This is a genomic window from Pseudomonas sp. HMSC065H01 (assembly GCF_001815235.1).
Taxonomy (GTDB): Bacteria; Pseudomonadota; Gammaproteobacteria; order Pseudomonadales; family Pseudomonadaceae; genus Pseudomonas; species Pseudomonas aeruginosa.
The window spans coordinates 1-14317 of sequence record NZ_KV819898.1 but is presented as its reverse complement, the minus strand read 5'-3'; the positions used below and the strand labels follow the sequence as shown (position 1 = coordinate 14317).

Here is a 14317-nt window from a genome sequence, read left to right as displayed (position 1 = left end):
GTCAAAAACCGTGATTAGCCTGATGAGGAGATAATCTGAAGAGTCCGACTGCGTGGGTCTCTCAGCTTACCGGCTGATCTCGCGACCAGTTGAGTGACATAATAATGATTCTCATTTCCATGTCAAACGCTTTCGCCAAACTTTTCTGCTAGCTAGTCGCGAGCCCTCTGGAATGGGCCTCAGGCGCTGCGGCGCAGGCGCAGCTGGGTCACTTCCCGGTTAAGCAGGTCTATCCGCCGGGCCATGCCTTCGATCAGGCTATGGGCGATTCGCGGGTTGTTCTGCATAAGGCCGAGGAACTGCTCCTTGGGAATCACCATCACCGTGCAGGGTTCGCTGGCGACCACCGTGGCGCTGCGTTTCTCGCGAGTGAACACGGCCATGGCGCCGAAGATCTCGTCCTTCTGCACATCGCCGACTTTCTGGCCGTCCACCAGCGCTTCGGCGTGCCCTTCGATGATGATGAATACATGATCCGCATCGTCGCCCTGGCGGATCAGCGCCTCGCCCGCGGCGAAGTGGCGGAAGCCGGTGGCCGGGCGGACTTCCGGCTGCTTCAGGTGCGCCAGCGCATCGCCGAGCAGGGCAGTCTGTCCGATCAGGTACTGCAATAGCAGTTCCTGACGTTCCTGGTCAGCATGGATGTGCTGGAGCAGCGCATCGCGCGAATAGGGCAGCAGGCGGATCGGTTCTTCGTTGGCATGCCGGCAGGCGGGGAGCTCGAGTCCGCGTCGAAGGCCGAGGAGGTCGCCTTCCTGGAGGTAGAACAGTGGGCGTTCGTCGACCAGCGCATGCAGCAGGCCGCTTTCCACCAGGAATACCTGGTCGGCGGGCAGCTCGCGTTCCAGGTCGTCGCTACGTTCCAGTTCCAGGGCGGGGCCGCTGGGTGCCAGGCCTTCGAGCAAGCGGTGAGGGATTCCCTGCAGGCGATTGATCAATTGGTCGGCATAAGCCGGTTGCTCGCCGAGTAGATACATGGCCATTTCCTTGAGCTGCCTGGTCGGGAGAGGAGGTACGAACGTCCACGAGACGATAGGTGGGCGCCCGGGGGGGAGTAAATATCTTCCCGTGGCAGGTGTGAGCTAGCTCTTGTTTCGCACGGGGAAAGTCTCCAGCTCGCCGAGCAGTGCGGCCTTGTGGTCTGGGGACAGCTCGTTCCAGTGAACGTCGAGGAGTGCGCCTTCGATGGCATAGAGCAAGACTTTCGAGGCTCGGAAGCCGCGCGCGCGGACCGCGCGATAGGCTCCCACCGAGCCGAGCCGACGCAGATCGGTGGCGCTGTGGATACCCACGGCATGCAACCATTGGGTCGAGGTTTTCCCGAGGTTTTTCAGGTTCAGCAGTTCGTCGTTCATCGTCGGTCCTTGCGATGCCGCTCAGAAGCGTGATGGCGCGGAACTGCCTGGAACCGGTCCGGAGCCGACAGGGCCGGCGCGATGGAGCGAGATGGCCGACGCGAGCGGCCTTCGCCCTTACGATCCGGCGTAGGCGGTCCGGGACCGATCCTCAGCCGGCCGGGTACCTGCCAGAAGTGTAGCGGCCTCCCGGCAAAACGTGGCCTGGCGTGGTCCTTCCGCTTCTCAGGGCTCCGGCAGGTAGCGCAGGCGGGTGCCGAAGTTCACCGACATGCGGATCTCGCCCGGCGCCAGGCGCAACGGGAAATACGTACCGGATATCTGCGCATGGGCCAGGCTGGCGCCCTCCAGGCGCGCCTCGCGCAGATCCACGCCGCGCAGGTCGGCGCCGCGGAAATAGGCATCGCTGAAGTCGACGCGGGCGGCATCCAGCAGACGCAGGTCGAGGCCGCGGAAGTCGCCGCCGGCCAGGTCGATCCAGCCGTCGGCCGGCTTCTGTCGGTTGAAGCCTTCGATGTCTTCGGCGTGGAGCAGTTGGTAGAGCGGCGAGTCGAGCTGACGGGGCGAGTTCATGGGCGGCGTCCTGCGCAGAAGGCTCGCCGTGAGTATAGAAGAGCAGCGGCACGGCGCCCGCCCTGGAGGGGCGGGCGGCATGGCAGTTCGTTCAGAGACCGGGCAGGCGCTGGCGAATGCCGTCGACCAGCCCGTCGAGGCTGGCCGCGTCGTGGGTGTCTACGCGCTTGCTCTGGACCGTCTCCGCCGCTGTCAGCGGCTCGCGGGTAGCCTGCTGGGTGCGGATCACGTCGAGAGTCGCGTCGGACGGGTCCTTGCCTTCCGCCTGGCGTTGCGCAAGCCAGCCGGCGATCACCGCTTCGGGCGCCTGGCAGTCGAGGATCAGGAACGGCACGCCGGTTTCTTCCGCGATGTGGCAAGCGGCCTGGCGCTGATTCTGCTTCAGGTAGGCGGCGTCGATCACCACCGGATAGCCGGCCTGGAGGATCTTCGCGGCCAACTGGTGAAGGTGCGCATAGGTCGCTTCGCTGGCCTGGCTGCTATAGATGCCGGCGGCGAACTGGCCCCTGTCGTGTTCCGGCTGCTCGCCGAACAGACGCTTGCGTTCGACATCCGAGCGCAGGCGCACGGCGCCCAGAGCCTCCACCAGACGCATGGCCACCTGGCTCTTGCCGACCGCGGAGACACCATGGGTGACCGCCAGGAAGCGCGAGGGAATGGCGCTGTAGCTTTCCGCCAGGTTGGCGTAGTTGCGGTACTGGCGCAGGGTCGCCGCGCGCTGCACGGCATCGGTCTGGTAGCCGAGGCTGAACAGCGCGACCTTGGCGCGGACCATGGCGCGGTAGGCCTTGTAGAAGTTCAGCAGTTCCAGGGCCTGGTAGTCGCCGGTGTGTTCCAGATAGAGGCTGACGAAGCGTCGAGCGTGGCACTTCAGGCCGCGATCTTCCAGGTCCATCGCGAGGAAGGCGAAGTCGGCGCAGACATCGGTGAAACGGAACGGCTCGTTGAATTCGATGCAGTCGAACAGCACTACCCTGCCGTCGATCAGCGCGGCGTTGCCTAGGTGGATGTCGCCGTGGCATTCGCGGATGAAGCCCTTCGCCTTGCGCTCCTGGAGCACCGGCAGCAGGCGTTCGAAGCTGCTTTCCGCCCAGGCTTCGAGGGCATCCAGCTGTTGCAGGTCGGCCTTGTCCTTGAGCAGCGGGCGAACCTGCTCGAAATTCTGCCGCACCGGCGCCATGCAGGACTCGGCGGTGCCCAGCGGGTGCTCCAGCGGCACCTTCGGAGTGTTCTGGTGGAAGTGCGCGATCTGCTCGGCCAGTTCGTCGATATGCTGGTTGGACAGTTCGCCGCGGCCCTGGATTGCCGCCAGCAGGTTGTCCTGCGGGAACTGGCGCATCTTCAGCAGGTATTCGATTGCCTCGCCGTCGCCGCCGATCCGCGGCGCCTCTTCGCTGCCGGTGATCGGCAGGACCTCCAGGTAGAGATCGTCGGTGAGGCGCTGGTTCAGGCGCAGCTCTTCGTTGCAATAGAAGCGGCGCTTGTCCAGGCTGGTGAAATCGAGAAAGCCGAAATCCATCGGCTTCTTGATCTTGTAGGCGTAGGGACCGGTCAACAGGACCCAGGAGATGTGCGTCTCGATGACCTCGAAGCGCTCCACCGGGTGGGGGTAGAGGGCCGGGTTCTGCAGGGCGGCGATCAGGGTCTGGCTCACGGGATATCCTTGCCTCTGAAATATGCGAAAACCCGCATTATGGCGGGAAGGGGTGACAGTGCAAACCTCGCTGGCGGATAGCAACCATTTGCCGGATCGCCGGTCGAATGCGCCGCGCTGCCGCCGCGCCTATCCACCGGGGCCGCGCAGACCGTGGATGCCGCCGATGCGGTGTCTGTCCGCTGTGGATAAAGTACGTATAATGCGCCGCCATGACGCGTCCCCGATCCCCCCGTTCCCGTAACAGCAAAGCACGCCCGGCACCCGGCCTGAACAAATGGCTCGGCTGGGCCCTCAAGCTCGGCCTCGTCGGCCTGGTGCTCCTCGCCGGCTTCGCCATCTATCTCGATGCCGTGGTGCAGGAGAAATTCTCCGGCCGGCGCTGGACCATCCCGGCGAAGGTCTATGCCCGCCCGCTGGAGCTGTTCAACGGCCTGAAGCTGAGCAGGGAAGACTTCCTGCGCGAACTCGACGCCCTCGGCTACCGTCGCGAGCCCAGCGTGAGCGGCCCTGGAACCGTATCGGTGGCGGCCAGCGCGGTCGAACTCAATACCCGTGGCTTCCAGTTCTACGAAGGCGCGGAACCGGCCCAGCGCGTGCGCGTGCGCTTCAACGGCAACTACGTCAGCGGGCTGAGCCAGGCCAACGGCAAGGAACTGGCGGTGGCGCGCCTTGAGCCGCTGCTGATCGGCGGCTTGTATCCGGCGCACCATGAGGATCGCATCCTGGTCAAGCTCGACCAGGTGCCGACCTACCTGATCGACACCCTGGTCGCGGTCGAGGATCGCGACTTCTGGAACCACCATGGTGTGTCGCTGAAATCCGTGGCGCGGGCGGTGTGGGTCAACACCACGGCCGGCCAGTTGCGCCAGGGCGGCAGCACCCTGACCCAGCAGTTGGTGAAGAACTTCTTCCTGAGCAATGAGCGCAGCCTGAGCCGCAAGATCAACGAAGCGATGATGGCGGTGCTGCTGGAACTGCACTACGACAAGCGCGACATCCTCGAGTCCTATCTCAACGAGGTGTTCCTCGGCCAGGATGGGCAACGAGCGATCCATGGCTTCGGCCTGGCCAGCCAGTATTTCTTCAGCCAGCCGTTGGCCGAGCTCAAGCTCGACCAGGTGGCGCTGCTGGTCGGCATGGTCAAGGGGCCGTCCTACTTCAACCCGCGGCGTTACCCGGATCGTGCGCTGGCGCGGCGCAACCTGGTGCTCGACGTGCTCGCCGAGCAGGGCGTGGCGACCCAGCAGGAAGTCGACGCCGCCAAGCTGCGCCCGCTCGGCGTGACCCGGCAGGGCAGCATGGCCGACAGCTCCTATCCGGCCTTCCTCGACCTGGTCAAGCGCCAGTTGCGCCAGGACTACCGCGACGAGGACCTGACTGAGGAAGGGCTGCGCATCTTCACCAGCTTCGATCCGATCCTGCAGGAGAAGGCCGAGACCTCCGTCAACGAAACGCTCAAGCGTCTCAGTGGGCGCAAGGGGGTCGACCAGGTCGAGGCGGCGATGGTCGTGACCAATCCGGAAACCGGTGAGATCCAGGCCCTGATCGGCAGTCGCGACCCGCGCTTCGCCGGCTTCAACCGGGCCCTGGACGCGGTGCGGCCGATCGGTTCGCTGATCAAGCCGGCGGTCTACCTGACCGCTCTCGAGCGGCCGAGCAAGTACACCCTGACCACCTGGGTGCAGGACGAGCCCTTCGCGGTGAAAGGCCAGGACGGCCAGGTCTGGCGACCGCAGAACTACGACCGGCGCTCGCATGGCACGATCTTCCTGTACCAGGGCCTGGCAAACTCCTACAACCTGTCCACCGCCAAGCTCGGCCTCGACGTCGGTGTGCCCAACGTGCTGCAGACCGTCGCCCGGCTGGGTATCAACCGTGACTGGCCGGCCTATCCGTCGATGCTGCTGGGCGCCGGTTCGCTCAGTCCGATGGAGGTCGCCACCATGTACCAGACCATCGCCAGCGGCGGCTTCAACACGCCGTTGCGGGGGATCCGCAGCGTCCTCACTGCCGACGGCCAGCCGCTCAAGCGCTATCCGTTCCAGGTCGAACAGCGCTTCGACTCGGGCGCCGTCTACCTGGTGCAGAACGCCATGCAGCGGGTCATGCGCGAAGGCACCGGGCGTTCGGTGTACAGTCAATTGCCGTCGTCGCTGACCCTCGCCGGCAAGACCGGCACCAGCAACGACTCGCGCGATAGCTGGTTCTCCGGTTTCGGCGGCGACCTCCAGGCTGTGGTCTGGCTCGGTCGCGACGACAACGGCAAGACGCCGCTTACCGGCGCCACCGGTGCCTTGCAGGTGTGGGCCAGCTTCATGCGCAAGGCGCATCCGCAATCGCTGGAAATGCCGATGCCGGAGAACGTGGTGATGGCCTGGGTCGACGCGCAGACCGGGCAGGGCTCGGCGGCGGATTGCCCGAATGCCGTACAGATGCCCTATATTCGTGGCAGCGAGCCCGCCCAGGGCCCAGGCTGCGGGAGCCAGAACCCCGCCGGCGAGGTGATGGACTGGGTACGTGGCTGGCTGAATTGATCCGAGAGGACCTGACGTGAAGAAGATTTTCGTATTCGCCGCGCTTGCCGGCAGTGCCGTGCTCGCGGGCTGCGCCAGCCCGCAGCACGGGGCGATCCCGGTGGTGGATTCCGGTACTCCGGTGTCCAACCAGGAAAGCGGCGGTTTCCGCATCACCCGTACCCAGGTACCGCGTACCCAGCAAGGCGCCGCCACCCAGGGCATTCCCCAGGGCGGCGACTCCGGTGTGGTGGTGATGGTGCCGCAGGGCGCCAATTCCGCACCGATCCAGACTTTCCCGGCGCAGTCCGGCGCCGCGCCGATCAGCAGCGCTCCGCTCGGCACCGGCACCCAGTACCAGGCTCCGCCCAGCAGCGCCTCCACGCCACCGCTGGGTGGCAGCTACAACATGCCGCCCAGCGGCGCCAGTCGTTCCGCGCCCACCGGCATTCCGGCCTCCGGCTCGGCCGGCAGCCTGGCGGCCGACGAGCAGTTGGACGGGCCGGTCCTGGCGATGCTCACAACCGCCCAGCAACAGCAGGGCAGCGGCGACCTGAACAGCGCCGCCGCCAGCCTCGAGCGAGCCCAGCGCATCGCTCCGCGCGAGCCGCAGGTGCTCTATCGCCTGGCCCAGGTGCGCCTGGCCCAGGGCGATGCGGCCCAGGCCGAGCAGGTCGCGCGCCGTGGCTTGAGCTACGCCAATGGCCGGCCGGCCTTGCAGGCCGGGCTCTGGGAACTGATCGCCCAGGCGCGGGAGAAGCAGGGAGACTCCGCCGGCGCTGCGCTGGCCCGGCAGAAGGCCAAGGTCAGCTCCTGATGGATCGACGGGTCTATGCGCTGGCCGACCAGTTGTTGCTGATCGAGCGTGAGTTGCGTGCCCTCGGCTGGTGGAGTGAAAGCAGCCCCGCCCCGGAAGCGCTGGCCAGCCCCGAGCCGTTCTGCGTGGATACGCTGGCGCTCGAGCAATGGCTGCAATGGATCTTCCTGCCACGGATGAAGCTGATTCTCGAAAGCGACAGCGCCTTGCCGCAAGCCTCGGGTATCCTGGCCATGGCCGAGGTGGCCTATGCGCAGCGTGGCGAGGAAGTCGCCGGCCTGCTGGCGGCGCTTGGCGAGTTCGACCGGCTGATCGGCGGGCCGTCATGAAGCTTCGGCAGTAAAGAAAAACCCGGCTACAGGCCGGGTTTTTCTTTGCTTCAAGCAAGGCGGAGAGCCGGGTCAGCCCCATGCTGCGGGACGGGGCTGTGTTCGCCTCAGCGGCAATTCTCCTGGATCGCCTTTTCGGCCTTGGCGATTCGCTCCTGGCGTTCTTCCTCGCCGAGGCGACGGAGTTCGCCCTTGCCTTCGTCGACCCTTACGCGCGGGTTGTTCTTCAGTTGCGCGAGGTTGTTGCGGGTCTCTTCGCAGAACTGCTTGCGCTCGGCCTCTTCCTTCGCCACTTGCTGCTTCACCTTGTCGTCGATCGCCTTCTGCTCGGGATCGGCCGGTTTCTGCTGGATGGTCGGTGCCGGGGTCGAGGGTGGCAGGGGGAAGTTGTCCGGCGGCGGGGCGGTCTGGGTATTCACCGTGGTCGCTTGCGCACCTTGCGGCGGTTGTGCGCCGAAGTGGGTGACGCCCTCGGCGTCGACCCATTTGTAGATCGGGGCGGCCATGGCGAAAGAGGAGAGGGCGAGCAACAAGCTGGCCGGGAGGATCATGCGTCGCATGCGGAGTCCTTGGAATGCGCTAACTGCGGCTAACTATAACCAAATCCGCCAGCGCGGCATGCTGCACGGCATCACAACCGCCGCCGGAGAGGGCCTCGCCGTGGCAAGTCCTCGCGGGAATCATGGGCATTTTGGAAAAGTTTGCTCTAAATCGGAATTTTCTAGCCATAAAATCTGTTTTTGGTCATTGATCAGCTTTTTTATAGAAGGGTATGGCAGCTTCCTTGGAATTTTTTTTGATAATTTTCAGAATAAAGCTTGACTTGCGTTCGACGAATGCGAAGAATCCAAGCTCGCTGTAGCGGGCCGTCTGCAACCCAGTCCCCTCTCCGGCAGACCATGAGGTGCCTACCCGCGCCGAAAGTTACACCCTGCTTCGCGTTACCTCGCGCTGGGTGGAAGAGCTCCGTAACACCAGGCGCCCTTCCAAGTTTGCTCAATCGGCAGTTGACGTAGCCGGTGACTACCGTCACCCATGCTCTGCCGGGCAGCCAACCGAATTTCGGTCGCCCGCCCCTGGGTGGCCGTATAGCGTTCTAGAGGTGAAAACGTGGAGCTTTTATCTGGCGCTGAAATGGTCGTCCGCTCGTTGCGCGACGAAGGCGTTAAGTACATCTACGGGTACCCGGGTGGTGCCCTCCTGCATATCTACGACGCGCTCTTCAAGGAGCACGACGTGACCCACATCCTGGTGCGCCACGAACAGGCGGCTACCCATATGGCCGACGGCTACGCCCGCGCCACCGGCAAGCCCGGTGTCGTGTTGGTGACTTCCGGCCCGGGCGCGACCAACGCCATCACCGGTATCGCCACCGCATACATGGACTCCATCCCGATGGTGATCCTGTCGGGCCAGGTGCCGAGCAACATGGTCGGTACCGACGCGTTCCAGGAAACCGACATGGTCGGGATCTCCCGGCCGATCGTGAAGCACAGCTTCATCATCAAGCATCCCTCGGAAATTCCCGAGGTGATCAAGAAGGCCTTTTACCTGGCGCAGTCCGGTCGTCCGGGGCCGGTGGTCGTGGATATTCCGAAGGACATGGGCGACCCGACGCAGAAGTTCGAATATTCCTATCCGAAGAAGGTCAAGTTGCGTTCGTACAGCCCGGCCGTTCGCGGTCACTCGGGACAGATCCGCAAGGCCGCCGAGATGCTCCTGGCCGCCAAGCGCCCGGTGGTCTATTCCGGCGGCGGCGTGATCATGGGCAATGCCGCGGCGCCGCTGACCGAGCTGGCGCAGATGCTCAACCTGCCGGTGACCAACACCCTGATGGGCCTCGGCGGGTATCCCGGCGCGGACCGCCAGTTCCTCGGCATGCTCGGGATGCACGGCAGCTTCACCGCCAACCTGGCGATGCATCACAGCGACGTGATCCTCGCGGTCGGCGCGCGTTTCGACGACCGGGTCATCAACGGCGCGGCGAAGTTCTGCCCGAACGCCAAGATCATCCACATCGACATCGATCCGGCGTCGATTTCCAAGACCATCAAGGCCGACATCCCGATCGTCGGCCCGGTGGACAGCGTTCTCACCGAAATGGTCGCGATCGTCAGGGAAATCGGCGAGACCCCGAACCAGGATGCCCAGGCTGCCTGGTGGAAGCAGATCGACGAGTGGCGTGGTAACCGTGGGTTGTTCCCGTACGACAAGGGCGACGGCAGCATCATCAAGCCGCAGACCGTCATCGAGACGCTCTACGAGGTTACCCATGGCGATGCCTTCATCACCTCCGATGTCGGCCAGCACCAGATGTTCGCCTCGCAGTACTACAAGTTCAACAAGCCCAATCGCTGGATCAACTCCGGCGGTCTCGGCACCATGGGCTTCGGCTTCCCGGCGGCGATGGGCATCAAGCTCAACTTCCCGGACGACGATGTCGCCTGCGTGACCGGCGAGGGCAGTATCCAGATGAATATCCAGGAACTGTCTACCTGCCTGCAGTACGACCTGCCGGTGAAGATCGTCAACCTGAACAATGGTGCCCTGGGCATGGTCCGCCAGTGGCAGGACATGCAGTACAACAGCCGTTATTCGCATTCCTACATGGAATCCCTGCCGGACTTCGTCAAGCTTGCCGAAGCCTACGGGCATGTCGGCATGCGCATCACCGACCTGAAGGATCTGAAGCCGAAGATGGAGGAGGCGTTCGCCATGAAGAATCGCCTGGTCTTCCTCGACATCCAGGTGGACGCCAGCGAACACGTCTATCCGATGCAGATCCGTGACGGCGCGATGCGCGACATGTGGCTGAGCAAGACGGAGCGTACCTGATCATGCGACACATCATTTCCCTGCTGCTGGAAAACGAGCCAGGCGCATTGTCCCGCGTGGTCGGCCTGTTCTCCCAACGCAACTACAACATCGAAAGCCTGACCGTGGCGCCGACCGAGGACCCGACCCTGTCGCGTCTGACGCTGACCACCGTGGGGCACGATGAGGTGATCGAGCAGATCACCAAGAACCTCAACAAGCTGATCGAAGTGGTCAAGCTGGTGGATCTGTCGGAAAGCGCCCATATCGAGCGCGAGCTGATGCTGGTGAAGGTCAAGGCCACGGGCGCCCAGCGCGCCGAGGTCAAGCGCACCACCGATATCTTCCGTGGGCAGATCGTCGACGTCACCAGTAGCGTCTATACCGTGCAACTGGCGGGTACCAGCGACAAACTGGACAGCTTCATCCAGGCCATCGGCACCGCGTCGATCCTGGAAGTGGTCCGCAGTGGCGTCACCGGCATCGCCCGTGGCGACAAGACTCTGAGCATCTGAACTGAAAGCAGGCCCGCGAGGCCTTACTGAAGGGGAATTCCCATGCGCGTTTTCTACGATAAAGACTGTGACCTCTCGATCATCCAGGGCAAGAAAGTTGCCATCATCGGCTACGGCTCCCAGGGCCACGCCCATGCCTGCAACCTGAAGGACTCCGGCGTCGACGTCACCGTGGGCCTGCGTAGCGGCTCCGCCACCGTGGCCAAGGCCGAAGCGCACGGTCTGAAGGTTGCCGACGTGAAGACCGCCGTCGCTGCAGCCGACGTGGTCATGATCCTCACCCCGGACGAGTTCCAGGGCCGCCTGTACAAGGAAGAGATCGAGCCGAACCTGAAGAAGGGCGCCACCCTGGCCTTCGCTCACGGCTTCTCCATCCACTACAACCAGGTCGTCCCGCGCGCCGACCTCGACGTGATCATGATCGCGCCGAAGGCCCCGGGTCACACCGTGCGTTCCGAGTTCGTCAAGGGCGGTGGCATCCCTGACCTGATCGCCATCTACCAGGACGCTTCCGGCAACGCCAAGAACGTCGCCCTGTCCTACGCCTGCGGCGTCGGCGGCGGTCGTACCGGTATCATCGAAACCACCTTCAAGGACGAGACCGAAACCGACCTGTTCGGTGAGCAGGCCGTTCTCTGCGGTGGTTGCGTCGAGCTGGTCAAGGCCGGTTTCGAAACCCTGGTCGAAGCCGGTTACGCGCCGGAAATGGCCTACTTCGAGTGCCTGCACGAGCTGAAGCTGATCGTCGACCTGATGTACGAAGGCGGCATCGCCAACATGAACTACTCCATCTCCAACAATGCCGAATACGGTGAGTACGTAACCGGTCCGGAGGTGATCAACGCCGAGTCCCGTGCTGCCATGCGCAACGCCCTGAAGCGCATCCAGGACGGCGAGTACGCGAAAATGTTCATTACCGAAGGTGCGGCCAACTACCCGTCGATGACTGCCTACCGCCGCAACAACGCCGCTCACCCGATCGAGCAGATCGGCGAGAAGCTGCGCGCGATGATGCCGTGGATCGCAGCCAACAAGATCGTCGACAAGAGCAAGAACTAAGCGGCTCCGGCGACAGACGAAGAAACGCGGCCCCGGCCGCGTTTTTTCGTTCTTGCCTGGCGATCTGGTATAAAGCCTGGGCCGGCGGAGTTGTCTTCCTAGTCAGAAGTGCTGTCGGCATATTCGTACCCCATCAGTTCCCAAGGAATTGTCCATGAGTGAACGTCCCGAGGAGCCGAACAAGGCCTCCGACGAAGAAAGCCTGCTGCCCATCGACGAACATATAGAAGAAGGGCACGACGCCGAAGGGCGGAAGGTTCGTCACCGCGGTATCTACCTGCTGCCCAACCTGTTCACCACGGCGGCCCTGTTTTCCGGCTTCTACGCCATCATCAATGGCATGAGCGGCCAGTTCGCCAACGCCGCCATCGCTATCTTCGTGGCCATGGTCCTCGATGGACTGGACGGCCGCGTGGCTCGCCTGACCAACACCCAGAGCGCCTTCGGCGCCGAGTACGACTCGCTGTCGGACATGGTCGCCTTCGGTGTGGCGCCGGCGCTGGTCGCCTTCGAATGGGCGCTTGGCAGCCTCGGCAAGGTCGGCTGGATGGTCGCCTTCATCTACGTTGCGGGCGCCGCCCTGCGTCTGGCTCGTTTCAACACCCAGGTCGGCAAGGCCGACAAGCGCTATTTCATCGGCCTGGCCAGTCCGGCCGCCGCGGCGCTGGTGGCGGGCACGGTATGGGCGTTCAGCGATTTCGAGATCCAGGGCGCCAAGGTTGCCTTCCTCGTCGCCCTGCTGGTCGCCGCCGCCGGTGTGCTGATGGTCAGCAACATCAAGTACCACAGCTTCAAGGATCTCGACCTGCGCGGCCGGGTACCGTTCGTGGCGATCCTTATCGTGGTGCTGGCCTTCGCCGTGGTCTTTACCGACCCGCCGCGCATTCTCCTGTTGCTGTTCCTTGCCTACGCGGCCTCCGGTCCTGTGCAATACCTGCTGCAACTGCGTCGCCGGAAGCAGCCGAGCTGATGTAATTTCCAACGGGCTCCGTAGTCTACTGGCACAAAGCTGGTCATTGCGGAGCCCGTCATGCTGATCAAGATTCCCTCCCGTTCCGACTGTTCCGAGTCGGAAGTCACGTCCGAAACCCTCTACCTGTCCCGTCGGCGCCTGCTCGGCGCTTCCCTCGCCGGATTGGCGCTGGCCAGCGGCCTGCCACGCCTGGGCTTTGCCGACGAGCAGCGCTATGCCGGCGTCGAGTCGGTACCGGCGCCGGGCTGGTTCGCCGAAAAGCTACCGCAGACCCGCTGGCAGGCGGTGAATGTCCAGGGGGAGGCGATCACGCCATTCAAGGACGCCACCCACTACAACAATTTCTACGAGTTCGGGCCGAACAAGGGCGACCCGGCGGAAAACGCCTCGGCCCTGAAGACCGAGCCCTGGTCGGTGGTGATCGACGGCGAGGTCGGCAAGCCGGGTACCTATGCCCTCGAGGATTTCGTCAAACCCTACCAACTGGAAGAGCGCATCTATCGGCTGCGCTGCGTGGAAGCCTGGTCGATGGTGATCCCTTGGCTGGGCTTTCCCCTGGCGGACCTGCTCAAGCGGGTCGAACCCAATGGGCAGGCGAAGTTCGTCCGTTTCGAAACCCTGCAGCGTCCGGAACAGATGGTCGGCCAACGCTCCGGTTTCTCGGTGATCGACTGGCCTTATATGGAAGGCTTGCGCATGGACGAGGCGATGCATCCCCTGGCAATTCTGGCGGTGGGCATGTACGGGCGGCTGTTGCCCAACCAGAATGGCGCGCCGTTGCGCCTGGTGGTGCCGTGGAAGTATGGCTTCAAGAGCATCAAGTCTATCGTGCGTATCAGTCTGGTCCGCGAGCAGCCGAAGACCACCTGGGAAAGCATTGCCGCCAACGAGTACGGGTTCTATGCCAACGTCAATCCGCAGGTCGACCACCCGCGGTGGTCCCAGGCCCGCGAGCGGCGCCTGCCCAGTGGGTTGTTCAGTCCCAATGTGCGGGATACGCAGATGTTCAATGGCTACGGGAGTGAGGTCGCTTCCCTTTATAGCGGCATGGATCTGAGGAAGTACTACTGATGCGCTACTGGTATCTGCGCCTTGCGGTATTCCTGGGGGCGCTGGCAGTGCCGGCCTGGTGGTTGTACCAAGCCTGGATCTTTGCCCTCGGACCCGACCCGGGCAAGACCCTGGTCGATCGACTGGGGCTGGGCGCCTTGGTATTGCTGCTACTCACCCTGGCGATGACCCCACTGCAGAAGCTGAGCGGCTGGCCGGGCTGGATCGCCGTGCGTCGCCAGTTGGGGTTGTGGTGCTTCACCTATGTGCTGCTGCACCTGAGCGCTTACTGCGTGTTCATCCTGGGGTTGGACTGGGGGCAGTTGGGCATCGAGTTGAGCAAGCGTCCCTACATCATCGTGGGAATGCTTGGATTCATCTGCCTGTTCCTGTTGGCGATCACTTCCAACCGCTTCGCCATGCGCAAGCTCGGTAGTCGCTGGAAGAAGCTGCATCGCCTGGTCTACCTGATCCTTGGGCTCGGCTTGCTGCACATGCTCTGGGTGGTGCGGGCAGACCTGGAGGAGTGGACCCTGTACGCTGTGGCTGGTGCGTCGCTCATGCTGCTGCGGCTACCCTCGATCGCTCGCCGCCTGCCCAGGCTTCGAACTCGTCCCGGTGTTTCGTAATAAAAGTTTCAAATAAGTGTTGACGCCAGTTTC

General features: G+C 63.7%; 15 protein-coding genes. 10 read left to right on the top strand and 5 right to left on the bottom strand.

Annotated elements, in window-relative coordinates; all coding sequences use genetic code 11:
• Positions 1–179: 179 nt before the first annotated feature.
• The 4 genes from cbpA to HMPREF3014_RS18530 form a co-directional block, all read right to left on the bottom strand.
• A complete protein-coding gene (gene cbpA, locus HMPREF3014_RS18545) occupies positions 180–977 on the bottom strand; it encodes a cAMP-binding protein CbpA (protein ID WP_003095096.1) in 798 nt (265 codons plus the stop codon).
• Positions 978–1082: 105 nt separating this feature from the next.
• Positions 1083–1355: a TfoX/Sxy family protein gene (locus HMPREF3014_RS18540; protein ID WP_003095094.1), complete on the bottom strand. Its 273-nt coding sequence runs from the start codon at positions 1353–1355 to the stop codon at positions 1083–1085.
• Between the two features lie 225 nt (positions 1356–1580).
• A complete protein-coding gene (locus HMPREF3014_RS18535) occupies positions 1581–1928 on the bottom strand; it encodes a pentapeptide repeat-containing protein (RefSeq protein WP_009877120.1) in 348 nt (115 codons plus the stop codon).
• 91 nt (positions 1929–2019) lie between these two features.
• Entirely contained in the window at positions 2020–3582 is a 1563-nt protein-coding gene (locus HMPREF3014_RS18530) for a bifunctional aminoglycoside phosphotransferase/ATP-binding protein (RefSeq protein WP_003111353.1), read from the bottom strand.
• 212 nt (positions 3583–3794) lie between these two features.
• Between HMPREF3014_RS18530 and mrcB the strand changes: the two genes are divergently transcribed.
• The 3 genes from mrcB to HMPREF3014_RS18515 are packed head-to-tail and all read left to right on the top strand — an operon-like array spanning position 3795 to position 7244.
• A complete protein-coding gene (gene mrcB / locus HMPREF3014_RS18525) occupies positions 3795–6119 on the top strand; it encodes a penicillin-binding protein 1B (RefSeq protein WP_003146103.1) in 2325 nt (774 codons plus the stop codon).
• A gap of 16 nt (positions 6120–6135) precedes the next feature.
• Positions 6136–6915: a penicillin-binding protein activator LpoP gene (gene lpoP / locus HMPREF3014_RS18520; protein WP_003095080.1), complete on the top strand. Its 780-nt coding sequence runs from the start codon at positions 6136–6138 to the stop codon at positions 6913–6915.
• Positions 6915–7244 carry a YqcC family protein gene (locus HMPREF3014_RS18515; protein WP_003111351.1) on the top strand — a complete coding sequence of 110 codons (330 nt, stop codon included), beginning with the start codon at positions 6915–6917 and terminating at the stop codon, positions 7242–7244. Before lpoP ends, HMPREF3014_RS18515 begins: the two co-directional genes overlap by 1 nt.
• Before the next feature lie 107 nt (positions 7245–7351).
• On the opposite strand, the gene HMPREF3014_RS18510 is transcribed toward HMPREF3014_RS18515, so the two are convergent.
• Positions 7352–7804, bottom strand: a complete 453-nt coding sequence (locus tag HMPREF3014_RS18510) for a DUF4124 domain-containing protein (protein WP_003095076.1) — start codon at positions 7802–7804, stop codon at positions 7352–7354.
• Between HMPREF3014_RS18510 and HMPREF3014_RS34680 the strand changes: the two genes are divergently transcribed.
• The 7 genes from HMPREF3014_RS34680 to msrQ all read left to right on the top strand — a co-directional run bounded on the left by HMPREF3014_RS34680 (position 7794) and on the right by msrQ (position 14284).
• Entirely contained in the window at positions 7794–8066 is a 273-nt protein-coding gene (locus HMPREF3014_RS34680; protein ID WP_153274512.1) for a hypothetical protein, read from the top strand. The genes HMPREF3014_RS18510 and HMPREF3014_RS34680 overlap by 11 nt on opposite strands.
• A gap of 288 nt (positions 8067–8354) precedes the next feature.
• Complete coding sequence (locus tag HMPREF3014_RS18505; protein WP_003095071.1) at positions 8355–10079, top strand: acetolactate synthase 3 large subunit; 1725 nt, start codon at positions 8355–8357, stop codon at positions 10077–10079.
• A gap of 2 nt (positions 10080–10081) precedes the next feature.
• Entirely contained in the window at positions 10082–10573 is a 492-nt protein-coding gene (gene ilvN / locus HMPREF3014_RS18500; protein ID WP_003095069.1) for an acetolactate synthase small subunit, read from the top strand.
• A 42-nt stretch (positions 10574–10615) separates the two neighbouring features.
• Complete coding sequence (gene ilvC, locus HMPREF3014_RS18495; RefSeq protein WP_003095066.1) at positions 10616–11632, top strand: ketol-acid reductoisomerase; 1017 nt, start codon at positions 10616–10618, stop codon at positions 11630–11632.
• Between the two features lie 154 nt (positions 11633–11786).
• Positions 11787–12602 carry a CDP-diacylglycerol--serine O-phosphatidyltransferase gene (gene pssA, locus HMPREF3014_RS18490; RefSeq protein ID WP_003095061.1) on the top strand — a complete coding sequence of 272 codons (816 nt, stop codon included), beginning with the start codon at positions 11787–11789 and terminating at the stop codon, positions 12600–12602.
• Between the two features lie 60 nt (positions 12603–12662).
• A complete protein-coding gene (gene msrP / locus HMPREF3014_RS18485) occupies positions 12663–13676 on the top strand; it encodes a protein-methionine-sulfoxide reductase catalytic subunit MsrP (RefSeq protein WP_003116065.1) in 1014 nt (337 codons plus the stop codon).
• Positions 13676–14284, top strand: a complete 609-nt coding sequence (gene msrQ / locus HMPREF3014_RS18480) for a protein-methionine-sulfoxide reductase heme-binding subunit MsrQ (RefSeq protein ID WP_003111346.1) — start codon at positions 13676–13678, stop codon at positions 14282–14284. The genes msrP and msrQ overlap by 1 nt, the downstream gene beginning before the upstream one ends.
• Positions 14285–14317: the final 33 nt, after the last annotated feature.